This window comes from Enterobacter sp. MGH 37 (assembly GCF_000534515.1).
GTDB lineage: Bacteria > Pseudomonadota > Gammaproteobacteria > Enterobacterales > Enterobacteriaceae > Enterobacter > Enterobacter kobei.
On record NZ_KI973206.1, the window covers coordinates 122,142 to 145,191 of the forward strand.

Below are 23,050 nucleotides of genomic sequence, written 5' to 3' on the forward strand. Positions count from 1 at the left end.
CTTATTTCAGCGGCGAGTTCTTACGCTCGATGCTGTAGCGCTCAAGCTCTTTGTACGGCACCACCTGACTTTTCTTCTTGCGCACGTCCACCACGGTCATGCGGTCGGTGCAGGAGTAGCACGGGTCGAGGCTACCGATGATCAGCGGCGCATCGGAGACCGTATTGCCGCGCAGCATGTAGCGCAGCGTTGGCCAGTTGGCGTAGGTCGCCGCACGGCAGCGCCAGCGGTAGAGCTTCTGGTTGTCGCCAGTCATGCTCCAGTGGATATCGTCCCCGCGCGGCGCTTCTGCAAAGCCGAGCGCGAAGCGGTTCGGGATGTAGGTGAAGCCCTCTACCATCAGCGGACCGCCCGGCAGGTTATCGAGGCCGAAGTCGATCATGTTCAGGGCAGTGAACACCTCGTTAATGCGGACTTTCAGACGTGAGATGACGTCGCAGCCCTGCTCGCTGTGCACGGTCATGGGCAGCAGGCCGTAGCCGACGAACGGGTGATCGGCGCGGGTGTCGCGGGCGTGGCCGCTGGCGCGCACCATCGGGCCGACGTTGCTGAAGTCGCGGGCAATTTCCGGATCAAGACGGCCAATCCCTACGGTGCGCTGCTCGATGTTTGGCGTGCTGAGCAGCATATCCACCAGCTCCTGCACGTCCCGGCGCATCTGCTGCGCCAGCTGACGGGTCTGGATCATGTCATCTTTCAGCAGGTCGCGGCGGATCCCGCCGATCAGGTTCAGCCCGTAGGTTTTACGTGCCCCGGTGAGGATCTCCGCCATCTTCATCGACGCCTCACGCACGCGGAAGAACTGCATAAACCCGGAGTCAAAACCGACGAAGTGGCAGGCCAGGCCGAGGTTTAGCAGGTGCGAGTGCAGACGTTCCACCTCCAGCAGAATGGCGCGGATCATCTGCGCACGTTCCGGCACCACGATCCCCATACCGTTTTCTACCGACGTGGTGTAAGCGGTGCTGTGGGCAAAGCCGCAGATGCCGCACACGCGGTCAGAAAGGAACGTCACTTCGTTGTAGCCCATGCGGGTTTCCGCCAGCTTTTCCATGCCGCGATGGACGTAGAACAGGCGGTAGTCGGCGTCGATAATGTTTTCGCCGTCGACGAACAGACGAAAGTGGCCCGGTTCGTCGGAGGTGACGTGCAGCGGACCAATCGGCACCACGTTGTTCTTTTTGCTGCCCAGCTCGTTGATGAACTCGTAGGTTTCGCTGTCGGTGGTCGGCGCCGGGCGCTGGCGGTAGTCCATGCTGTCTTTACGCAGCGGATAGAGTTCATCCGGCCAGTCGTCCGGCAGCACCAGACGGCGCTCGTCCGGCAGGCCGACCGGCACCAGGCCGTACATGTCGCGCACTTCGCGTTCGCCCCAGACGGCAGCAGGCACCCGCGGCGTAACGGACGGATATTCCGGCTTATTCGGATCGACTTCAACGCGCACGGTCAGCCAGCACTTCTCGCCCTGCTCCATCGACATCACGTAGTACACGGCGTAATTGCCGCACAGCTGGCGCTCGTCGTTACCGAACAGCACCGACAGCCAGCCGCCCTGCTGGTAGTAAAGAAACTCCACCACCTCCGGCAGGTCGTTCACCTTTATGGTGACGGTGATCTGGTCTTTGGTTTGCCAGGACTCTTCCAGCACCACGCCGGGGAAAGCCTGGTGCAACGCGGCGAGATACTGCTGACCTTTCTTTTCTTCAGACATAAACACTCTCTTTAATCACGCCACCAGCAAGGAGACGAACGCTAAAAATGCAAAGCCAAAACCGGCCCAGGTGATGCGCGAGGTCGCCACAAAACGCAGACGCGCCATGCTGTTCTCGAACAGCGCAATCACCAGCACGCCGATAAGCAGCTTGATTGCAGCAACCACGACGGCCAGCACCAGGCCGCCCGCGGAAAAGTGCGTCATCTGCCCCCACGGGAAGAAGACGCCGACAAACATCTGCAACACCACCAGCTGCTTGAGGCTGATCCCCCACTTCAGTACCGCAAAGCCGTAGCCGCTGTATTCGGTGAGTGGCCCCTCCTGTAATTCCTGCTCGGCTTCCGCGAGATCGAACGGCAGTTTGCCCATCTCAATAAACGTGGCGAACGCGCAGGCGCAGAGTGCCAGCACCAGCGGAATGGAGCGGCTTACCGGCCAGTGATAAACGGTATGGGTGATAAAGCTGATATGGGTGGAGCCTGCGACCTGCGCGGCGACCCACAGCCCCAGCAGCAGGATCGGCTCAACCAGCACACCCAGCATCGCCTCGCGGCTGGCACCGAGGCCGGTAAACGGACTCCCGGTGTCCAGACCCGCAATCGCAAAGAAGAAACGGGCGATGGCGAAGAGGTAGATAAGCGTGATCAGATCGCCGAGCGCAGGCAGCGGTGAGCCCACCGTGACGACGGGCAGCGCGGTGGCGATGGTGAGCATCACGCCAACCATCACAAACGGCGTCAGGCGAAAGACCCAGCCTGCGGCATCGGGCGCCACGCTCTGGCGAGAGAGCAGCTTGAAGAGATCGCGATACTCCTGGAGCACGCCAGGGCCGCGACGGTTGTGCATCCGGGCGCGCGCCACGCGCGTGATGCCCGAGAGCAGCGGCGCAACGGCAAACAGCACCAGCGCCTGAAGAATTGCCAGTAACAGACTCATGTCAGGCTCCTCGTGAAATCACAATGACCACCAGCACCGACAGCTCAATCAGCGCCAGACGGCGGAACAGTGCGGGCGCGGCAGCACTCTGCCAGCCCGGAACCCAACCCTGCGGGTTGAGCATGCGGCGCAGCTTCAGCACGGCGGCGAAGTTCTCTTTTACCGGCATGGCGAAACCGTGGGCGGTGATGACCATTGACTGCTCGTGTTCGTAGCCGCAGGCCCAGGCTGCGCCGCGCGCACGGGAGGCGAGTCGATCGCGTTTAAAGAACAGCATCAGCACGAACGGCAGTAGCGGAGAGGCAATCAGCAGCAGGGCTATCATCGGTTGGGAAACGGTGGTTTGTGCCGTCTCAAGCGGCAACGGAATAGCGTTTCCGAGCAGCGGCAGCAGCCACGGCGCGGCAACCCCACCCGCAATGCAGCACAGCGCCAGCGCAACCACGCTGGTGGCCATCAATACCGGTGCACAGCAGGCATTTTCAGCCTCACGCGTGCGCGGTGCGCCAAGGAAGGTAACGCCGTAGACTTTCGCCATACACATCACCGCCAGCGCCCCGGTAATCGCCAGGCCGACCGCCAACAGCGGCCCCAGCAAACGGCCGATAAACGCATCGCTCTGACCGAGCGCGAAGAAAGACTGGTAGATCACCCACTCGCCGGCAAAACCGTTCAGTGGCGGCAGCGCGGCCATCGCCATCAGCCCCACCAGCATCGCCAGGGAAATCACCGGCATCTTTTTGCCAATGCCGCCGAGCTTTTCGATATCCCGATGACCGGTGCGGAACCAGACGCTGCCCGCGCCGAGGAACAGGGTGCTTTTAAACAGGCTGTGGTTGACGAGGTGATACAGACCACCGATAAACCCGGCGGCAATCAACGCGGGCTGATTCAGCGCCAGACCGGTGACGCCCGCGCCAAGACCGAGCAGGATAATGCCGATATTTTCGAGCGTGTGGTACGCCAGCAAACGCTGGATGTTGTGCTCCATCAGCGCGTACAGGCCACCCACGAACGCGGTGATCATCCCGGCCAGCAGCAGCACGACACCCCACCACAGCGGCGGTTGCCCGCTGGTCAGCGTGAGTACCAAAATCCCGAATAAACCCACTTTCATCACCACCACAGAGAACAGCGCGGCGGCGGGCGCGGAGGCATTGGCATGCGCCTGCGGCACCCAGCCGTGCAGCGGGATGATCCCGGCGAGCAGGCCAAAGCCCACAACGCCCAGCAGCCAGACGTCATTCCCCAGCGGATGGCCGTTGAGCGCAGAGAAATCCAGCGTACCGAAGCGTTGCCACACCAGCCAGCAGGCCAGCGCCAGCAGCAGCGTGCCGAGGCGACCGAGAGCAAACCACAGCTTGCCGGAGGCGCTACAGCCCGTCAGGAACACGCCGCACAGGGCCATAATTTCGGCCATCACCACCAGCGTGCCAAGATTGCTGGCGATAACGGTGCAGACCGCCGTCGCCATGAGCAGGTTTACCAGCAGACCATTAGCTCTGGTGTGCTGGTGGCGGTGCCAGTCGATATTGAACAGGCTGACAAACAGCCCGCACAGACCGAACGTCACCAGCCAGATGGCATTCAGCGGCGTAATCTCAACGCTGTGACGAATCAGCGGCATCACGGCCTCTGTGGATTGCCCCCCCAGCAAAACGACACCGCCTGCCGCGAGCGTCATCAGGCTGCCGAGCGCCCCGCCGATACCGGCTATCCAGCCGCTCAGGATTTTATGGAAAGAGAAGAGCAGCGCCAGCACGGCGGCGGCCGCAAAGTACGCTACGGCGCTGTTAATCATGTCTATCGCGTTCATTTCGCCCCCTCGTTAAGCGCCTGCAGAAGCGAAAGATCGCCGACGTCGGTATTAATGGTCAGCTCGCGCTTGCGTTTGCTGGTACGGGCGATATCGCGGATGTTAACCAGAATGAGCGCCTTGGTCGGACAGGTCCGCACGCAGGCCGGTCCCTGTTCATCAAAGCTGCACAGGTCACACTTCACCGCCACGGCGCGGATGCCGGGAACCCAGTCCAGTAGCGTACTTACGCGTGCCGGAGCCGGTGGCGCGGGCGGCGCTTTCGGGGAGTTGGCATTGGCCGGAATGTGCAGCGGACGGCTGCCGGAAAATTCAATGGCGCCGAACGGGCAGGCAATGCCGCACAGCTTGCAGCTGACGCACAGGCTTTCGTTCAGCTGGACCGCGCCATCAACGCGGGTGATGGCATTCACCGGACAAACACCCGCGCAGGGGGCATCTTCACAGTGGTGGCAGAGCTGCGGAGCAGACTCTTTTTCATTACGCATGACGCGAAGGCGCGGCATGGACTGCAGCCCGTGCAGGCGGTGAGTTTCCGAACACGCCGCCTCACAGGTTCGACAGCCAATACAGACCGTCGAGTCAGCAATTACAAAACGGTTCACCGGGCAATCCTCAGGTGATGGTCATTTTTGACGACGAAAAGCTGTCTTCTCGACACTTTTCGACACTCGGTTCTCAGGCAACGTTTGCGGAAGGGTTTCCGGCGATCAGCTGTTTCAGGTCGACCGGTAAGTCGTGTTCAACCGCGTGATAAAGCCCGTTGTAAACCGGCGCGATTTTCTCCAGATAGTGTTCAAGCACCTGCTGGCGATCGCGGTTGCTGACGTAGCCATCGACCATGCCGTCAGCCATCAGTTGCGCTTGCGCAATACACTGTTTTTCACCCTCTTTGTTCTCGACGTAGTACTCAATGGTGTGGCTGTTAAAGCTGTCTGCCAGGGTGACAAAGACCGTGAAGTGGCCGAAGAGGACAAAGCGCATATCGCCTTGCGCCGCACAACTCATCGCATGATGCAGACGCGCTTTTGACAGGGTGATCCCCTGAACCAGAGAGTTGCAGTAGAGGTGCCACTGCTCCTGTAGCTGCTGGTGGCGCTGCGCGATGTAATCCGCTTTTTCGCTGATTTCCCAAATAGTCATAAAAGGTATCCGGTTAATGGAGATAGCGGCTGTTAAGCAGATTCCGTGCCAGTTTTTAATCAACTGATTTTATTGATCTTTAATTTCAAAACTGCTGTCAACGCGGCGGTGTCGACGTGTCATTTCGACAGCATTGACATCGTCACGCCCTGACAAAATACAGGCTGGCACTGTTATTGCATTACCGGGGCAATTCATTGAGGAGGCGTCATGCACGAAATCACCCTCTGCCAGCGAGCGCTTGAACTTATCGAACAGCAGGCAGTGCAAAACCACGCGAAACGCGTCACCGGCGTCTGGCTGAAGATCGGGGCATTTTCCTGCGTCGAGACCAGCGCCCTGACCTTCTGTTTTGAGCTGGTATGCCGCGGCACGCTGGCGGAAGGCTGCGAGCTGCATATCGACGAGCAGCGGGCGGAGTGCTGGTGCGAGCAGTGTCAGCAGTACGTCACGCTGCTCTCCTCAAAGGTTCAGCGCTGTCCGCAGTGCCAGCGTACCGGGCTGCGGATCGTGGCGGATGACGGTATGCAGATCCAACGCCTCGAAATCGAAAAGGAGTAATGTATGTGTAGTACCTGCGGTTGCGCCGAAGGCAACCTGTATATAGAAGGGGACGAACACCGCCCCCACTCCGCGTTTCGCTCTGCGCCCTTTTCCCCTGCCCCGCGTCCTGCGGCAGTTCTGACCGGCATTACCTTTGCGCCGCAACGCTCTGACGCGGGCGACCTGCACTACGGCCACGGCGAAGCGGGCACTCATGCGCCGGGCATGAGCCAGCGGCAGATGCTGGACGTCGAGATCAACGTGCTGGACAAAAATAACCAGCTCGCGGCCCGCAATCGCGCGCGCTTTGCCGCCCGCAAACAGCTGGTGCTGAACCTGGTCTCCAGCCCGGGTTCAGGCAAAACCACGCTGTTAACAGAAACACTCAAGCGCCTGAACAAACGCGTCTCTTGCGCGGTGATCGAGGGCGATCAGCAGACCGTAAACGATGCCGCGCGCATTCGTGAAACCGGCACCCCGGCGATTCAGGTCAACACGGGCAAAGGCTGCCATCTGGATGCGCAGATGATTGCCGATGCCGCACCGCGTTTGCCGCTTGAAGAGAGCGGCATCCTGTTTATTGAAAACGTCGGTAACCTCGTGTGCCCGGCGAGCTTTGACCTCGGCGAGCGCCACAAAGTCGCGGTGCTCTCCGTCACCGAAGGGGAAGACAAGCCGCTGAAGTACCCGCATATGTTTGCCGCCGCCTCCCTGATGTTGCTGAACAAAGTCGACCTGCTGCCGTACCTGAATTTCGACGTGGAGAAATGCCTGGCGTATGCCCGCGAAGTGAATCCGGAGATTGCGATCGTGCTGGTCTCCGCCACGCGCGGCGACGGCATGGACGCATGGCTAAACTGGCTGGAGAGCGAACGATGTGCATAGGCGTACCCGGACAAATTCAGGCAATCGACGGTAACCAGGCCAGGGTGGAGGTCTGCGGTATATTGCGCGATGTGGATCTGACGCTGGTGGGCAGTACCGATGAAACCGGCGCGTCACGTCTCGGCCAGTGGGTGCTGGTCCATGTGGGCTTTGCAATGAGCGTGATTAACGAAGCGGAAGCCCGCGACACGCTGGATGCGCTGCAAAACATGTTTGACGTGGAGCCTGACGTGGGCGCCCTGCTGTACGGCGAGGAGCGGTAGCACATGCGTTACGTTGATGAATACCGCGCGCCAGAACAGGTACTGCAGCTTATCGGGCACCTGAAAACACGGGCGGCGCTGCTGAACAACACGAAAGAAAGGCCGCTGCGGATAATGGAGGTGTGCGGCGGACACACGCACGCCATCTTCAAATTTGGCCTCGACCAGCTACTGCCAGATAACATCGAGTTTATCCACGGCCCCGGCTGCCCGGTCTGCGTGTTGCCAATGGGCCGCATCGACAGCTGTATTGAAATTGCCAGCCAGCCTGACGTCATTTTCTGTACCTTTGGCGATGCGATGCGCGTGCCGGGGAAAAATGGCTCGCTGCTGCAGGCGAAAGCGCGCGGTGCGGACGTGCGGATCGTCTACTCGCCAATGGATGCCCTGACGCTGGCGAGGGATAACCCTGAGCGCAACGTCGTCTTTTTTGGGCTGGGTTTTGAAACCACTATGCCCGCGACGGCCATTACGCTGCAGCAGGCCAAAGCCCGCAACGTCACTAATTTTTTCTTTTTCTGTCAGCACATCACGCTCATTCCCACGCTGCGCAGCCTGCTGGAGGAGCCGGATAACGGTATCGACGCCTTTCTGGCGCCGGGACACGTCAGCATGGTGATTGGCACAGACGCCTACGGTTTCATCTCTGAACAGTACAATCGTCCGTTAGTGGTCGCTGGTTTCGAGCCACTTGATCTACTGCAAGGTGTGACCATGCTGGTTGAGCAGAAAATAGCGGCCCTGAGTGCGGTCGAAAACCAGTACCGCCGCGTGGTGCCCGATGCGGGAAATGAACGGGCCCAGCAGGCCATTGCCGACGTGTTTAGCGTTGAAGGCGACAGCGAGTGGCGCGGTCTGGGGCTGATTGCCGAATCCGGCGTGCGCCTCACGCCAGCCTATCGCGCGTTTGATGCAGAAACACATTTCCGCCCGCAGCCGCAGCAGGTGTGCGACGATCCCCGTTCTCGCTGTGGCGACGTGCTCACCGGTAAGTGTAAACCTCATCAATGCCCGTTATTTGGCAACACCTGTAACCCGCAAACCGCGTTTGGCGCGCTGATGGTCTCCTCCGAAGGGGCATGCGCCGCGTGGTATCAATATCGCAACCAGGAGTGTGAAGCATGAACACGGTGGAAATGGCGCACGGAAGCGGTGGGCAGGCGATGCAGCAGTTGATTAACCGGCTGTTTATGGAGGCTTTTAACAACCCCTGGCTCGCCGAGCAGGAAGACCAGGCGCGCATCGCGCTCTCGACACTCACTGCCCAGGGCGACAGGCTGGCGTTCTCCACCGACAGCTACGTCATTGACCCGCTGTTTTTCCCGGGCGGTGATATCGGCAAGCTCGCCATCTGCGGCACGGCCAACGACGTTGCCGTCAGCGGCGCCATTCCGCGCTACCTCTCCTGCGGGTTTATCCTTGAAGAGGGGCTGCCGATGGAGACGCTCACGGCGGTGGTCAACAGCATGGCACAGACGGCGCGCGAGGCGGGGATCGCTGTCGTCACCGGCGATACCAAAGTGGTTCAGCGCGGCGCCGCCGACAAACTGTTTATCAACACCGCCGGGATGGGCGCGATCCCCGCCGACATCCACTGGGGCGCACAGCAACTTAGCGTGGGCGACGTTCTGCTGGTGAGCGGCACCCTGGGATGCCATGGCGCGACGATTCTTAATCTGCGTGAAGGGTTAGGGCTGGACGGCGAACTGCGTAGCGACTGTGCAGTGCTTACCCCGCTTATTCAGACGCTGCGCGCCATTCCTGGTGTGAAAGCCCTGCGCGACGCCACCCGTGGCGGCGTGAATGCCGTCGTCCACGAGTTCGCCGTAAGCTGCGGGTGCGGGATTGAACTGACCGAGCGTGGTCTGCCTGTCAAACCCGCCGTACGCGGGCTGTGCGAGATGCTAGGGCTTGATCCCCTCAACTTTGCGAACGAAGGCAAGCTGGTGATCGGCGTTGAACGCGCAGCGGCGGAATCTGTCCTGGCCGGGCTGCGGTCGCATCCATTAGGGAAAGATGCCGCCATCATTGGGGAAGTGGTTGAGCGCAAAGGGGTGCGCCTGACCGGGCTTTACGGCGTGAAGCGCACACTGGATCTGCCGCACGCTGAACCGTTACCCCGAATTTGCTAGAACCGCGCCATAAGCGGTCAGCACTGAATGTCTCTTTTCTGCCAGTTTCAATTGGAAAGCAATAATGCCGTATACACCGATGAGCGATCTTGGACAGCAGGGCCTGTTTGATATCACGCGCACACTTTTACAGCAGCCCGATCTCAGCGCGCTAAGCGATGCTTTGACGCGACTGGTCAGGCAATCAGCCCTGGCAGACAGCGCCGCAATTGTGCTCTGGCATAGCGGAACGCAACGCGCGAGCTACTACTCAACGCGTGATAATGGCAAAACGTTTGAATACGAAGATGAAACGTATCTGGCGCATGGTCCGGTGCGCCGCATTCTCTCCCGTCCGGAAGCCCTGCACTGCAATTTTGAGGAGTTCAGGATGGCGTGGCCGCGGCTTGCCGGGAGCAACCTCTATCAGCCTTTTGGCCACTACAGCATGCTGCCGCTGGCGGCGGAGGGCCATATCTTTGGCGGCTGCGAGTTCATCCGCACGACCGACCGGCCCTGGAGCGAAGCGGAGTACGAGCGTCTGCACACCTTTACCCAGATTGTGGCCGTGGTGGCAGAGCAGATCCAAAGTCGCGTCACCAATAACGTGGATTACGACCTGCTGAGCCGCGAGCGCGATAACTTCCGCATCCTGGTGGCAATCACTAACGCCGTGCTGTCACGACTCGATATGGATGAGCTGGTCAGCGAAGTCTCAAAAGAGATCCACCACTATTTCAAAATCGACGCTATCAGTATTGCGCTGCGGGGGCATCGCAAGGGCAAGCTGAATATCTATTCCACGCACTATCTCGATGAAGCCAACCCGGCGCATGAGCAAAGTGAAGTGGATGAAGCGGGCACCCTTTCTGAACGGGTATTCAAAAGCAAAGAGATCCTCCTGCTTAACCTGAGCGAACAGGATCCGGTAGCGCCGTATGAGCGAATGCTGTTTAACACCTGGGGCAATAAGATCCAGACCCTGTGCCTGCTACCGCTGATGTCCGGCAATACCATGCTTGGCGTGCTGAAACTGGCGCAGTGTGATGAAGCCGTGTTTACCACCGCCAACCTGAAGCTGCTGCGCCAGATTGCCGAGCGTATCTCCATCGCGCTGGATAACGCCCTCGCCTATCAGGAGATCCATCGCCTGAAAGAGCGGCTGGTGGACGAGAACCTGGCCCTAACCGAGCAGCTTAATAATGTGGACAGCGAGTTTGGCGAAATCATCGGGCGCAGCGATGCGATGTACAGCGTCCTCAAGCAGGTGGAAATGGTGGCGCAGAGCGACAGCACGGTGCTGATTTTGGGTGAAACCGGCACGGGTAAAGAGCTGATTGCCAGAGCCATCCACAACCTGAGCAATCGCAACAGCCGCCGGATGGTGAAGATGAACTGCGCGGCGATGCCTGCGGGCCTGCTGGAAAGTGACCTCTTCGGCCATGAGCGCGGCGCATTTACCGGGGCCAGCAGCCAGCGCCTGGGGCGTTTTGAACTGGCCGATAAAAGCTCGCTGTTCCTCGACGAAGTGGGCGATATGCCGCTGGAGTTGCAGCCTAAACTGCTGCGCGTCTTGCAGGAGCAGGAGTTTGAGCGCCTTGGCAGCAACAAGCTTATCCAGACTGACGTGCGGCTGATTGCCGCCACCAACCGCGACCTGAAAAAAATGGTCGCCGACCGCGAATTCAGAAGCGATCTCTACTATCGCCTGAACGTCTTCCCGATCTGCCTGCCCCCGCTGCGCGAACGTCCGGAAGATATCCCCCTGCTGGTAAAAGCCTTTACCGCGAAGATCGCCCGCCGAATGGGGCGAAATATTGACAGTATTCCTGCCGAAACGCTACGCACCCTCTCGTCGATGGAGTGGCCGGGTAACGTCCGCGAACTGGAAAACGTCATTGAGCGTGCGGTGCTGCTCACGCGTGGCAATGTGCTGCAACTCTCCCTGCCGGAGGTTTCTCTGCCTGAAACGACCGTGACCGCAGCCGAGATCGCAAAAGAGGGAGAAGATGAATATCAGCTCATTATGCGCGTGCTGAAAGAGACGAACGGCGTGGTTGCCGGCCCGAAAGGGGCTGCCCAGCGTTTAGGCTTAAAACGCACGACCCTGCTGTCGCGCATGAAGCGCCTCGGGATTGATAAAGAGAACCTGCTGTAAGTCCGCAATCTGGCGGTGTTATTCTGGCACCGCCTTTTGTCACCCTGCGCAATTGTCCCTCATTGACACAAAATCGTTTCCTCTGTATAAAATTCCGCCTTAATAATGAGTTTCATTTGCATCAAAAAATAATTTTAATGAAGGGTAGCGTTTAATGAAAAAGGTCATCTGCGCGTTGGGCCTGGCGATTGCGTCGGTCAGTTCTGCTCTGGCAACCACATATCCTCTGACCATTGAAAACTGTGGTTATAAAGAGACCTTCACCAAAGCGCCGGAACGCGTCGTGGCCCTGGGTCAGAATACCGTCGAAATTTTGCTCCTGCTCGGCCTGCAGGATAAGGTGAAGGCCAGCGCCTTCTGGCCGACCAAAGTGCTGCCGCAGCTGGCTGAACAGAACGCAAAAATCAAAACCCTGACGGTAGAAATCCCTACGCTTGAATCTATCCTTGCGCAAAATCCTGATTTTGTACCTGCCCAGCTTCCTCTGTTACTTGGGCCTGAGAGTAAGGTCGCAAAACGTGAAGATTTGGCGACCGTCGGTGTGAATAGCTACGTCTCACCGGGCATGTGCGCGACCAAAAAAGCCACAGGAGATATGTACGGCAGCCGCCAGAAGCTGTGGGACATGACCTATCTCTATAAGGAGATTGAGGATTTTGCCAAAATCTTTAACGTGGAAGATCGCGGCCAGGCCGTCATTGCCGATTTCAAAAAACGTGAGGCTGACCTGCGCCAGGAGTTTGGTAAAAACAAAAAGGACCTCTCCTTTGTTTTCTGGTTCTCAAGCTCCTCTCCTTCGGCTGATGCTTACGTCGGCGGTAAAAACAGCGCCTCCGGATTTATTGCCAACGTGCTGGGCGGGCACAACGCCATTACATCTGAAACCGAATGGCCAACCGTGGGCTGGGAAAGCATTATTGCCGCTAATCCGGATGTGATTGTGGTCTCCAGTCTGGACCGTAACCGCTGGGCGCTGGATAACGCGGAAGAAAAAATCAAATTCCTGAAAAACGATCCTGCCGTCAGCCAGCTTGATGCCGTCAAAAAAGGCCATATCGTGGTGATGGACGGCCAGGCGATGAACCCAACGATTCGTACAATTTACGGTGCTGAACAGGTGGGTGAACAGCTCAGAAAACTGGGGCTGAACTGATGACAGCCGCTGTACTTCAGGCCCGCCAGGGCCTGTTCCTGACCACGTCTGCTCTGCTTGCCATTGTACTGTTGTTTCTGGTCATCGCCCTTGGCGTCAGCGTCGGTGAACTGTCCATCCCGCTGGATAACGTGTTTTATGCTATCAGCAATAAAATGGGGCTCACCGAGGTTCCGCTCAACCGCATCTATGAGAGCGTTATCTGGGACTTTCGTCTGAGCCGTGCGCTGGTTGCTGCCTGCTGTGGCGCCGGGCTAGCTATCTGCGGTGCCGTCCTGCAAAGTCTGTTGAAGAACGCGCTGGCGGAACCCTATGTTCTCGGCGTGTCTGCGGGGGCCTCAACCGGGGCGGTTTCCGTCGTGGTGCTGGGTGTGGGAACGGGAGCCGTTTCGCTGTCTGCGGGGGCCTTCGCGGGTGCCTTCGCCGCCTTTGCATTTGTCGCTTTTCTGACGAACGGCGCACGCGGCGGCAATGAACGCACTATTCTGGCAGGCGTTGCGGCTTCGCAGTTGTTCAATGCCATTACCGCCTACACCATCAGCACGTCAGCCAGCGCACAGCAGGCGCGAGATGTCATGTTCTGGCTGCTGGGCAGCTTCAGCGGCGTACGCTGGCCGGAATTCCAGCTGGTACTGGTGGTGGTCCTGCTGGGGTTAGCCGTTTGCCTCTACTATTCCCGGGCGCTGGATGCCTTTACGTTTGGTGACGACGCTGCCGCATCGCTGGGGATTGCCGTTCCCTGGGTACGCCTGGCGTTATTTATCACGACCGCACTGATTACCGCGACCATCGTCAGTATGGCAGGCTCCATCGGTTTTGTGGGGCTGGTGGTTCCGCACGTCATGCGTTTCCTGTTCGGACCTTTGCATCGCACGCTGCTCATTGCCAGCGCGCTGGCCGGGGCGATCCTGATGGTGCTGGCAGACATTGCCTCACGCATGCTGATTGCGCCGCAAAGCCTGCCCGTCGGCGTAGTGACCGCACTGGTGGGCGTTCCCTTCTTTGCCGTGATTATTTACCGTTCAAGGAATAAGTGATGAGTATCTGCGCTGAAAATATTACCTGGAAGGTCGGCAAAAAGGCGATCGTCAATGACGTCTCGCTGAAGGTCTCCCGGGGGGAAACCGTCGGCCTGCTGGGCCCAAACGGCTGCGGAAAATCGTCTCTTTTGCGTATCTTCGCGGGACTGCGTCGCCCGGATGCGGGCCGCGTGACGCTGGACGGGCAGGACATCTCCCGCATCGCCAAAAAGCAGCTTGCCCGCCGGGTAGCGTTCGTTGAGCAGCACGGGATGACCGACGCCAACATGCGCGTTCGCGACGTGGTGAAACTTGGACGAATTCCGCACCACTCCGCTTTTTCCAACTGGAGCACGAACGATGACGAGACCGTCACGGCGGCATTGCAACGCGTGGATATGCTGGATAAAAGCGACCAGGGCTGGCTGAGCCTCTCCGGCGGAGAGCGCCAGCGGGTGCACATTGCCCGCGCGCTGGCCCAGACCCCAACGGAAATCCTGCTGGACGAACCGACCAACCACCTGGACATTCATCATCAGATGCAGCTGATGCAGTTGATCAGCGAATTACCGGTCACCAGCATTGTCGCTATCCACGATCTCAACCACGCCTCGATGTTCTGCGACTCGCTGATTGTGATGCAGAAGGGGCAAATTGTGGCGACGGGGACACCTCAGGACATCTTATCCGAGTCGTTGCTGTGGGATGTTTTCCGGGTCAAAACCAAAATTGAGATCTCGCCGTTCCATGGCAAAAAGCACATCCACTTTATCGTTTAGGGGCGCGTAAATCACAATGCTCCTTCGCCCAGCCGCCACGCTCTGGCCGCCCGTCTTACTGGGTAGTCAGTTTGTTTTCAACATTGGCTTTTACGCCGTCGTTCCTTTCCTGGCGATATTCCTGCGCGACGACATGCTGCTCTCCGGCGGACTGATCGGGCTGATTCTGGGCCTGCGCACCTTCTCCCAGCAGGGGATGTTTATCGTTGGCGGTGCCCTCTCGGACCGGTTTGGCGCGAAAGTGGTTATCCTCAGCGGCTGTATTGTTCGTGTTTCAGGTTATCTGCTGCTGGCCTTCGGGGAATCGCTCTCGCCGATTATTGTGGGCGCATGTCTGACGGGCATCGGCGGCGCATTATTTTCCCCTTCGATTGAGGCATTGCTGGCCAAAGCGGGCACGCACAGTGAGGCGAAAGGGACACGAAGCCGGGCGGAGTGGTTTGCACTGTTTGCAGTCTGCGGGGAACTCGGCGCGGTACTGGGCCCGGTTGCTGGCGCCCTGTTAACGGGGCTTGGCTTCCGCCAGGTGGCGCTGGCGGGTGCAGGGGTCTTTATTATTGCGTTAGTGGTGCTCTACTTCTGCCTTCCTGCTTCTGGCCGCCGTTCGCAAACGCTGAAAATACAGCCCTGGTGGACAACCTTCCGCCAGCCTCGCTTCGTCGCCTTCATCATTGCCTATAGCTCATGGCTGTTAAGCTACAACCAGCTTTATCTGGCGCTGCCGGTGGAGATCCAGCGATCTGGTGGTAACGAGAAAGATCTCGGTCCGCTTTTTATGCTCGCCTCCATGCTGATCATTACCTTACAGCTGCCGCTGGCACGCTTTGCCCGCCGCGTGGGCGCGGTGAGGATCCTGCCGGTGGGCTTTTTGCTGCTTTCTACGGCCTTTGCGAGCGTAGCGATGTTTGCAGCGACTGAACCGCCGGAGGGCTGGTTGCGGTTGCTGCCGTCGGTCTTATTTGTCACGTTACTGACGCTGGGACAAATGCTGCTGGTCCCCTCGGCAAAAGATCTCATTCCGCGGTTCGCCGAGGAATCAACGTTGGGGGCGCATTATGGTGCTCTCGCCACCGCCGGAGGGATTGCGGTACTGGCGGGAAATTTGTTGTTTGGCAGTCTGCTGGATCGCGCGCTGGTGCCTTCGGCTCAGGCAATATACCCCTGGCTGCTGCTGGCCCTCTTCCCGTTGTGCAGCGCCCTGGCCCTGCAGGTAATTTGCCGGCCGCTAAGACGCTGAACGGCTCACTTTTTCGGGCGATACTTTTCCGGTAATTCCGGCACCGGACGACGATCGTCAATCAGATGACGAACGGTCAGGACAGGATGACGCCATAACATGCGTGGCCCCGCCCAGCGCATAATCTGCTTCATCTCTTCCCGCTTTGCGGGCTGGTAGCAGTGTACCGGACACTGTTTACAGGCAGGCTTTTCTTCACCAAAAACACACTTATCCAGGCGCTTATCGGCATACGCGTTCAGCGCCTGATAATGCCCCTCTTCCCGAGACGCCTGCGGGCACTGCTTTTCAAACAACGCGATCATTTTCGCGATAGTCTCTTTTTCTCGTGATATGCGTTTACCGGACATAGCGACTTACCGATTAATAAGATGCATCGATAATACTCTTTTAAACCCTGAATTTCAGTTGTTGCATTCCGTTTTCTGAAGCCTGATTCCAGCATTAATGCTACACCTCCTGAAAATCACGGGTATTTTATACAGGCATCAGGAGTGACCGTTGTCCGTATTGTCTGGAGGTTCTGTGCAAGAGATCGCGACTGGCAAACCCTACCGCCATTTAAAAGTGGGATATTTCAGAAAACGTCACGAGGATCGAAAAACTAAGATACCTAAGCGTTACAGCGTACATGCGGCGTTGAGCTTAAAAGGGGACTGGCTTGAAAAGGCGGGCTTTACTACCAACACCCAGGTCAGGGTGGGCGTGGAACATGGCAAAATTGTCATCGAGTTGATGCCGGAAGGCACGTCGTAAAGCCGCGACATTTTTCTGCGACATCGCTTTTTTTCATGCGACAATAGCAGGAACTAACGGCCACTGAGCCGCTCAAAACGGTTTCTTTTCAAAGAAATGGACATCATAACTCCATGAGCACAATCGACAATTTCGACGCACATACGCCGATGATGCAGCAGTATCTGAAGCTGAAAGCACAGCATCCGGAAATCCTGCTGTTTTACCGTATGGGCGATTTTTATGAGCTGTTTTATGACGATGCCAAACGTGCATCGCAGTTGCTCGACATTTCGCTGACCAAACGTGGCGCATCGGCAGGTGAGCCCATCCCGATGGCAGGCATCCCGCACCATGCGGTAGAGAACTACCTGGCCAAACTGGTCAATCAGGGAGAATCCGTCGCCATTTGCGAACAGATTGGCGATCCGGCGACGTCGAAGGGGCCGGTTGAACGCAAAGTCGTGCGCATCGTCACGCCAGGTACCATCAGTGATGAAGCCCTGCTTCAGGAGCGCCAGGATAACCTGCTGGCGGCGCTGTGGCAGGACGGCAAAGGGTTTGGTTATGCCACACTGGACATCAGCTCCGGGCGTTTTCGTCTGAGTGAACCCGCTGACCGTGAAACGATGGCTGCCGAATTGCAGCGCACCAACCCGGCCGAGCTGCTCTATGCCGAAGATTTCGCCGAGATGGCGCTGATTGAAGGTCGCCGAGGTTTACGCCGTCGCCCGCTGTGGGAATTCGAAATAGATACCGCGCGCCAGCAGCTGAATCTGCAGTTTGGCACCCGCGACTTGATCGGTTTTGGCGTTGAAAATGCGCCGCGCGGGTTGTGTGCAGCAGGTTGCCTGCTGCAATACGTGAAAGACACCCAACGCACCGCCCTGCCGCATATCCGTTCTATCACCATGGAGCGCCAGCAGGACAGCATCATCATGGATGCCGCCACGCGCCGCAACCTGGAGATCACGCAGAACCTGGCGGGTGGCATAGAAAATACCCTCGCGTCGGTCCTCGACAGCACGGTGACGCCGATGGGGAGCCGTATGCTGAAACGCTGGCTGCATATGCCCATTCGCGATACGAATACGCTTGTCTGCCGTCAACAGACGATTGCCGCATTGCAGGATCGTTACACCGAGCTGCAGCCCGTTCTGCGTCAGGTGGGCGATCTCGAGCGTATCCTTGCCCGTCTGGCATTGCGCACCGCGCGCCCACGCGATCTCGCACGTATGCGTCATGCTTTCCAGCAGTTACCAGAACTGCGTGCTCAGTTGAGCGACGTTGACAGCGCTCCGGTTCAGAAACTCCGTGAAACGATGGGCGAGTTTACCGAGCTTCGCGAACTGCTGGAACGCGCCATTATCGATGCGCCTCCGGTTCTGGTGCGTGACGGCGGCGTCATTGCCCCTGGCTACAACGAGGAGCTGGACGAATGGCGGGCGCTGGCAGACGGTGCAACGGATTATCTTGATAAACTGGAAATCCGCGAGCGCGAGCGTCTTGGGCTCGACACCCTGAAAGTGGGGTATAACGCGGTACACGGTTACTATATTCAGATCAGCCGCGGTCAGAGCCATCTGGCACCAATTCACTACGTCCGTCGTCAGACGTTGAAAAACGCCGAGCGCTACATTATTCCCGAGCTGAAAGAGTACGAAGACAAAGTGCTCACCTCGAAAGGTAAAGCGCTGGCGCTGGAAAAACAGCTGTATGAAGAGCTGTTTGACATGCTGATGCCACACCTGGCCGATCTGCAGCTTAGCGCCAGCGCGCTGGCGGAGCTGGATGTGCTGGTGAACCTGGCTGAACGCGCGGAAACGCTGAACTATACCTGTCCGACCTTTACCGACAAGCCCGGTATCCGCATCACTGAAGGCCGTCACCCGGTGGTCGAGCAGGTACTGAATGAGCCGTTCATCGCCAACCCGCTGAACCTCTCGCCGCAGCGAAGAATGCTGATCATTACCGGGCCAAACATGGGCGGTAAAAGTACCTATATGCGCCAGACCGCTTTGATTGCGCTGCTCGCCTATATCGGCAGCTACGTCCCGGCGCAACACGTTGAGATTGGCCCTATCGACCGTATCTTTACCCGCGTCGGGGCGGCAGACGATCTGGCGAGCGGTCGCTCAACCTTTATGGTGGAGATGACCGAAACGGCTAACATTCTGCACAACGCGACGGAACACAGTCTGGTGCTGATGGACGAAGTCGGACGCGGAACATCAACCTACGATGGCCTGTCGCTGGCATGGGCCTGCGCTGAAAGCCTCGCGAACAAAATCAAAGCCATGACGCTGTTCGCCACCCATTACTTCGAGCTGACGCAGCTACCGGAGAAGATGGAAGGGGTGGCTAACGTCCACCTTGATGCGCTGGAACACGGCGATACCATCGCCTTCATGCACACGGTGCAGGACGGTGCGGCGAGCAAGAGCTATGGCCTGGCCGTCGCGGCGCTGGCTGGCGTACCGAAAGAGGTAATTAAGCGCGCGCGTCAGAAACTGCGTGAGCTGGAAAGCCTGTCACCGAATGCGGCGGCGACGCAGATTGATGGCACGCAGATGTCGCTGCTGGTGCCTGCGGAAGAGACGTCGCCTGCGGTGGAAGCACTTGAGAATCTCGACCCGGATTCACTGACGCCGCGTCAGGCGCTGGAGTGGATTTATCGGTTGAAGAGTCTGGTTTAGTTCTCTGCGGTCTTTATTGCCCGGTGGCGCTGCGCTTACCGGGCCTACGGGTTTTGTAGGCCGGGTAAAGCGAAGCCGCCACCCGGCTTTTTTTACAGCAGCGGCGGGATCGTCGGCACCTGCGGTGCCTCGTCAATATCCTTCTGCGTCATACGAAACGCTTCCGGATAATGTTCACGGCTGGTGCGGCGCAGCGGCTCGGTATCGCGCCAGGTATAGAGACAATGCTGGCACTGATAAACCGTCCAGACCCCCTTCACGGGTGATGTCGCCATCACTTCAATATGTTCATCGGCACAACGTGGACAAATCATCTTTTCCTCCTTATTGACGTGCTGCCAGCATCGCGGTCAGTTTTTCAGCCCAGGCTTTGGTCTCAGGCAGATCCTGTACCGGCTGGCTATAGTGGCCTCGGGTGTCCGGGGCGACAGGCGTCGTCGCATCAATAATCAGTTTGTCGGTAATGCCCGCCGGGCTGGAGCCTGGGTCGAGTTCAAGCACCGACATGTTCGGCAGTTGCACCAGATCGCCTGCCGGGTTGACCTTCGATGACAGCGCCCACATCACCTGCGGGAGGTTGAACGGGTCAACATCTTCATCCACCATAATCACCATCTTCACGTAGCCCAGGCCATGCGGCGTAGTCATGGCACGCAAACCGACCGCGCGGGCAAAACCGCCGTAACGCTTTTTGGTGGAGATAATCGCCAGCAAACCGTGGGTGTACATCGCGTTCACCGCCTGCACTTCCGGAAATTCGGCTTTCAGCTGCTGGTATAACGGCACGCAGGTGGCTGGGCCCATCAGATAGTCAATTTCGGTCCACGGCATACCGAGGTACAGGGATTCGAAAATCGGTTTCGTGCGATAAGAAACTTTATCAATACGTACCACCGTCATATTACGGCCACCGGAATAGTGCCCGGTAAACTCTCCAAACGGCCCTTCGATTTCACGTTTACGACCTTCAATCACCCCTTCCAGGATCACTTCAGAGCCCCACGGTACATCGAAGCCGGTCAACGGTGCGGTGGCAATCGGGTATGGGCTTTCGCGCAGGGCACCCGCCATCTCATATTCTGACTGATCGTATTTCAGCGGCGTCGCGCCCATCAGGGTGATGATCGGATCGTTGCCGAGAGTAATTGCAATCGGCAGATCTTCCCCACGCTCTTCCGCTTTATGCAGATGCAGGGCGATATCGTGCATCGGCACCGGCTGCAGGCCGAGCTTGCGCTTACCTTTCACCTCCATGCGATAAATGCCGACGTTCTGCTTGCCGAAGTTATCCGGGTCAAGCGGATCGCGCGAAACAACGCACGCTTTGTCGAGATAAAAACCACCGTCTCCGTCATTCAGGCGAAACAGCGGCAGGATGTCGAACAGGTTGATGTCTTCACCCTCCACCGTATTCTCAGCCCAGGCCGGGTTGGCGCGGCGCTCCGGTGCGATGGGGAATTTATCCCAGCGGCGGATAAACTCGTCGATCTGTTTTTTCACCGGGGTATTCGCAGGCAGCCCCATCGAAATGGCGTGGTTCTGCCAGGAGCCGATGGTGTTCATCACCACGCGGGCATCGGTAAACCCGCGAATATTGTCAAACCACAGCGCGGGCGCACCGTCGCCAATGCGACCGGTGGCATTGGCTGCCGCCGCCAGATCCGGCTCCGCATTCACCTCTTCCTCAATTTTCAGCAGTTGCCCTTGCTCATCGAGTGCCTGCAGAAAGCTTCTCAAATCATCAAATGCCATTTTTATTCTCCTGTGAAAAATCTTTCGCCTCCCGCAGCCCATTCCAGCGGCGTGCCTTTTTATGCTCCAGACCAAACTGGTCGAGCACGCGGGTCACGATATGCTGGGTGATGTCATCGGCGGTCTGCGGATGGTTGTAATACGCAGGCATGGGCGGCACCATCGCCACGCCCATTCGGGAAAGCGCCAGCATGTTCTCCAGATGGATGGTGCTGAGCGGCGTTTCGCGGGGAACCAGCACCAGCTTGCGCCCCTCTTTCAACACCACATCCGCCGCACGGCCCACCAGCCCTTCGGCGTAGCCTGCGCGGATCCCCGCCAGCGTTTTCATGCTGCAGGGAATGACGATCATGCCGTCGGTGCGAAACGACCCGGAGGAGATGGTGGCAGCCTGGTCAGCCGGGCTGTGGACAACGTCAGCCAGCGCAGCAACGTCCTGCGCGGTGTAAGGCGTTTCCAGCTCGATGGTGGTTTTAGCCCACTTCGACATCACCAGATGCGTTTCCACCTCAGGCATCTCCCGCAGCGCCTGCAGCAGCGCCACGCCCAGCGGAGCCCCCGTCGCCCCCGTCATTCCCACGATCAATCTCATTCATCACCTCAATTAATTTGTTCGTGTACGAACATTATAAGTAAACTACTCCCGGATCGTTTTTCTGACAAGATCGTTCGCATACGATCACACTAATTGCTAAAAAATGCCGCATTATCATCCCGGGCTTTAGCGGCTATCATAGGGGGAGATTTTTTCCGTCGGAGTGTTCATGGAACTAAGACAAGAGGCGTTCCACCTGTTACGTCAGCTTTTTCAACAGCATACCGCGCAGTGGCAACATGCCTTACCGGAGCTGACCAAGCCGCAGTATGCGGTTATGCGTTCTGTTGCCGAGCATCCGGGCATTGAACAGGTGGCATTGACCGAAGTGGCTGTCAGCACGAAAGCGACCCTGGCGGAAATGCTGAGCCGCATGGAGGCGCGCGGGCTGGTCAAACGCGAGCATGACCCCGCCGATAAGCGCCGCCGGTTTGTCTTCCTGACACCAGAAGGCGAAGCCCTGCTTGAAGGCTGCAAGCCGGTAAGCAATGAAGTAGATGAGGCATTTTTAGGGCGCCTGAGTCAGGCCGAGCGGGAGCAGTTCTCCGCGCTTATCAAGAAAATGATGCACGATTAATTCACGCTGGCGCGCATAAAATCAATAAAGGTGCGTACTTTCGCCGGCACGTGCCGGGCATCCGGATAAACCGCGTAAATGCCCTGCCGCGCGAAGGTATATTCCGGTAAAACCGGCACCAGTTTTCCCGTATCCAGCGCATCGCGCACCAGCCATTCCGGCAGTAATGCCACTCCACCTCCGGCGAGTGCAAAGGCCATAAGAGCCTGCGCACTGTCGGCAAACAGACGCGGCGCTTTTTTTATCTCCAGCGTGTCGGGCAAACCACCGGCATTTTTCACCTGCCAGCGCAGCGGCGAGGTTAAGCGCTCGTGGATAATCCAGTCCGCATGGGCAAGCTGCGCCAGCGATGCGATCGGATGAGTAACGAGCCACTCGGGTGTCGCAACGGGCAGGATCGAAAAGTGTGCGATCAATGCAGCGTGATAGCGTGAATCGGTAAGCGTTCCCAGTCGGATAGCCACATCAAAGCGCTCTGAGATAAGGTCGGCATGCAGTGACGACGAAACATGACGCACGCGAAGATCCGGGTGCTGCTGGCTGAACCTTGCCAGCATCGGCACCACGACCTGTGAGCCATACTCAGGCGTAGTCGTGATCCGCAACTCCCCGGTGAGCCCGGCATGATTCGCGCGGACATCATCCTGCAACTGTTCTGCATCCTTCAGAAGCGCGACGCTGCGTTGATGAAAAAGAGTACCCGCGTCGGTTAACGTCAGGCGGCGGGTGGATCGCAGCAACAGGGTAACGCCCAGTTCGGCTTCGAGCTGACGAATATTGAAGCTGACCACGGCTTTTGTCAGCCCCATCGCCTCAGCTGCCGCAGTGAAACTGCCGGTGTCTGCCACCGCAACAAACATCTGCGTCCGCTGTAAGTTAATCATCATCACGCCTTTTACCGTCAAAATATTTTTGACAGTATATCGCGCTTTGTCTGG

Annotated in this window: 23 protein-coding genes; 13 read left to right on the top strand and 10 right to left on the bottom strand. The window is 58.2% G+C overall.

Translation table 11 applies throughout. The features are described 5' to 3' along the window. Window position 1: 1 nt before the first annotated feature. From hycE to hycA, 5 genes are all read right to left on the bottom strand, one after another. The gene (gene hycE, locus L383_RS10490) at window positions 2-1,711 is read right to left on the bottom strand and encodes a formate hydrogenlyase subunit HycE (RefSeq protein WP_023331166.1); all 1,710 of its coding nucleotides are present in this window, start codon (window positions 1,709-1,711) and stop codon (window positions 2-4) included. 15 nt (window positions 1,712-1,726) lie between these two features. After that, window positions 1,727-2,650: a respiratory chain complex I subunit 1 family protein gene (locus tag L383_RS10485; RefSeq protein ID WP_023331167.1), complete on the bottom strand. Its 924-nt coding sequence runs from the start codon at window positions 2,648-2,650 to the stop codon at window positions 1,727-1,729. A gap of 1 nt (window position 2,651) precedes the next feature. Beyond that, a complete protein-coding gene (hycC, locus tag L383_RS10480; RefSeq protein WP_023331168.1) occupies window positions 2,652-4,466 on the bottom strand; it encodes a formate hydrogenlyase subunit 3 in 1,815 nt (604 codons plus the stop codon). Then, window positions 4,463-5,071, bottom strand: coding sequence for a 4Fe-4S dicluster domain-containing protein (locus L383_RS10475; protein WP_023331169.1), 609 nt, complete (start codon window positions 5,069-5,071; stop codon window positions 4,463-4,465). The genes hycC and L383_RS10475 overlap by 4 nt, the downstream gene beginning before the upstream one ends. A gap of 73 nt (window positions 5,072-5,144) precedes the next feature. Further along, window positions 5,145-5,609, bottom strand: a complete 465-nt coding sequence (hycA, locus tag L383_RS10470; RefSeq protein ID WP_014885007.1) for a formate hydrogenlyase regulator HycA — start codon at window positions 5,607-5,609, stop codon at window positions 5,145-5,147. Between the two features lie 210 nt (window positions 5,610-5,819). On the opposite strand from hycA, the gene hypA reads away from it, so the two are divergent. From hypA to L383_RS10420, 10 genes are all read left to right on the top strand, one after another. After that, complete coding sequence (hypA, locus tag L383_RS10465; RefSeq protein ID WP_023331170.1) at window positions 5,820-6,170, top strand: hydrogenase maturation nickel metallochaperone HypA; 351 nt, start codon at window positions 5,820-5,822, stop codon at window positions 6,168-6,170. Between the two features lie 3 nt (window positions 6,171-6,173). After that, on the top strand, window positions 6,174-7,037 hold the full coding sequence (gene hypB, locus L383_RS10460) for a hydrogenase nickel incorporation protein HypB (protein WP_023331171.1): 864 nt from the start codon (window positions 6,174-6,176) through the stop codon (window positions 7,035-7,037). Next, window positions 7,028-7,300, top strand: coding sequence for a HypC/HybG/HupF family hydrogenase formation chaperone (locus L383_RS10455; RefSeq protein ID WP_014885010.1), 273 nt, complete (start codon window positions 7,028-7,030; stop codon window positions 7,298-7,300). The genes hypB and L383_RS10455 overlap by 10 nt, the downstream gene beginning before the upstream one ends. A gap of 3 nt (window positions 7,301-7,303) precedes the next feature. Then, a complete protein-coding gene (gene hypD, locus L383_RS10450; RefSeq protein WP_023331172.1) occupies window positions 7,304-8,425 on the top strand; it encodes a hydrogenase formation protein HypD in 1,122 nt (373 codons plus the stop codon). Beyond that, entirely contained in the window at window positions 8,422-9,432 is a 1,011-nt protein-coding gene (gene hypE, locus L383_RS10445; protein WP_023331173.1) for a hydrogenase expression/formation protein HypE, read from the top strand. Before hypD ends, hypE begins: the two co-directional genes overlap by 4 nt. 64 nt (window positions 9,433-9,496) lie before the next feature. Then, window positions 9,497-11,569, top strand: a complete 2,073-nt coding sequence (gene flhA, locus L383_RS10440) for a formate hydrogenlyase transcriptional activator FlhA (RefSeq protein ID WP_023331174.1) — start codon at window positions 9,497-9,499, stop codon at window positions 11,567-11,569. A gap of 154 nt (window positions 11,570-11,723) precedes the next feature. Further along, window positions 11,724-12,722: a siderophore ABC transporter substrate-binding protein EitA gene (locus tag L383_RS10435; protein WP_023331175.1), complete on the top strand. Its 999-nt coding sequence runs from the start codon at window positions 11,724-11,726 to the stop codon at window positions 12,720-12,722. Next, window positions 12,722-13,759 carry a FecCD family ABC transporter permease gene (locus L383_RS10430; RefSeq protein WP_014885014.1) on the top strand — a complete coding sequence of 346 codons (1,038 nt, stop codon included), beginning with the start codon at window positions 12,722-12,724 and terminating at the stop codon, window positions 13,757-13,759. Before L383_RS10435 ends, L383_RS10430 begins: the two co-directional genes overlap by 1 nt. Continuing rightward, entirely contained in the window at window positions 13,759-14,520 is a 762-nt protein-coding gene (locus L383_RS10425) for a siderophore ABC transporter ATP-binding protein EitC (protein WP_023331176.1), read from the top strand. Before L383_RS10430 ends, L383_RS10425 begins: the two co-directional genes overlap by 1 nt. A 16-nt stretch (window positions 14,521-14,536) precedes the next feature. Continuing rightward, window positions 14,537-15,757, top strand: coding sequence for an MDR family MFS transporter (locus L383_RS10420; RefSeq protein WP_023331177.1), 1,221 nt, complete (start codon window positions 14,537-14,539; stop codon window positions 15,755-15,757). A gap of 5 nt (window positions 15,758-15,762) precedes the next feature. Here the strand turns inward: L383_RS10420 and L383_RS10415 are convergent, their stop codons facing one another. After that, window positions 15,763-16,107 carry a nitrous oxide-stimulated promoter family protein gene (locus L383_RS10415; protein ID WP_014885017.1) on the bottom strand — a complete coding sequence of 115 codons (345 nt, stop codon included), beginning with the start codon at window positions 16,105-16,107 and terminating at the stop codon, window positions 15,763-15,765. Window positions 16,108-16,282: 175 nt separating this feature from the next. Between L383_RS10415 and L383_RS10410 the strand changes: the two genes are divergently transcribed. Next, window positions 16,283-16,513 (top strand): SymE family type I addiction module toxin, encoded by a 231-nt coding sequence (locus tag L383_RS10410; RefSeq protein ID WP_023331178.1) that lies wholly within the window; start codon window positions 16,283-16,285, stop codon window positions 16,511-16,513. Window positions 16,514-16,626: 113 nt separating this feature from the next. Beyond that, window positions 16,627-19,188 carry a DNA mismatch repair protein MutS gene (gene mutS, locus L383_RS10405; RefSeq protein ID WP_023331179.1) on the top strand — a complete coding sequence of 854 codons (2,562 nt, stop codon included), beginning with the start codon at window positions 16,627-16,629 and terminating at the stop codon, window positions 19,186-19,188. A 92-nt stretch (window positions 19,189-19,280) separates the two neighbouring features. Here mutS and L383_RS10400 read toward each other — a convergent pair whose 3' ends face one another. From L383_RS10400 to L383_RS10390, 3 genes are read right to left on the bottom strand one after another with little or no spacing between them, the layout of a single operon-like run. Then, window positions 19,281-19,502 carry a non-oxidative hydroxyarylic acid decarboxylases subunit D gene (locus L383_RS10400; protein ID WP_003862116.1) on the bottom strand — a complete coding sequence of 74 codons (222 nt, stop codon included), beginning with the start codon at window positions 19,500-19,502 and terminating at the stop codon, window positions 19,281-19,283. Window positions 19,503-19,512: 10 nt separating this feature from the next. Then, window positions 19,513-20,940, bottom strand: a complete 1,428-nt coding sequence (locus tag L383_RS10395) for a non-oxidative hydroxyarylic acid decarboxylases subunit C (protein WP_023331180.1) — start codon at window positions 20,938-20,940, stop codon at window positions 19,513-19,515. After that, window positions 20,930-21,532 (bottom strand): non-oxidative hydroxyarylic acid decarboxylases subunit B, encoded by a 603-nt coding sequence (locus L383_RS10390; RefSeq protein WP_014885021.1) that lies wholly within the window; start codon window positions 21,530-21,532, stop codon window positions 20,930-20,932. The genes L383_RS10395 and L383_RS10390 overlap by 11 nt, the downstream gene beginning before the upstream one ends. 172 nt (window positions 21,533-21,704) lie before the next feature. On the opposite strand from L383_RS10390, the gene L383_RS10385 reads away from it, so the two are divergent. After that, window positions 21,705-22,112 (top strand): MarR family winged helix-turn-helix transcriptional regulator, encoded by a 408-nt coding sequence (locus tag L383_RS10385; protein WP_023331181.1) that lies wholly within the window; start codon window positions 21,705-21,707, stop codon window positions 22,110-22,112. On the opposite strand, the gene L383_RS10380 is transcribed toward L383_RS10385, so the two are convergent. Continuing rightward, window positions 22,109-22,996, bottom strand: coding sequence for a LysR family transcriptional regulator (locus tag L383_RS10380; protein ID WP_023331182.1), 888 nt, complete (start codon window positions 22,994-22,996; stop codon window positions 22,109-22,111). The two genes, L383_RS10385 and L383_RS10380, sit on opposite strands and share 4 nt — an antisense overlap. Window positions 22,997-23,050 lie beyond the last annotated feature (54 nt).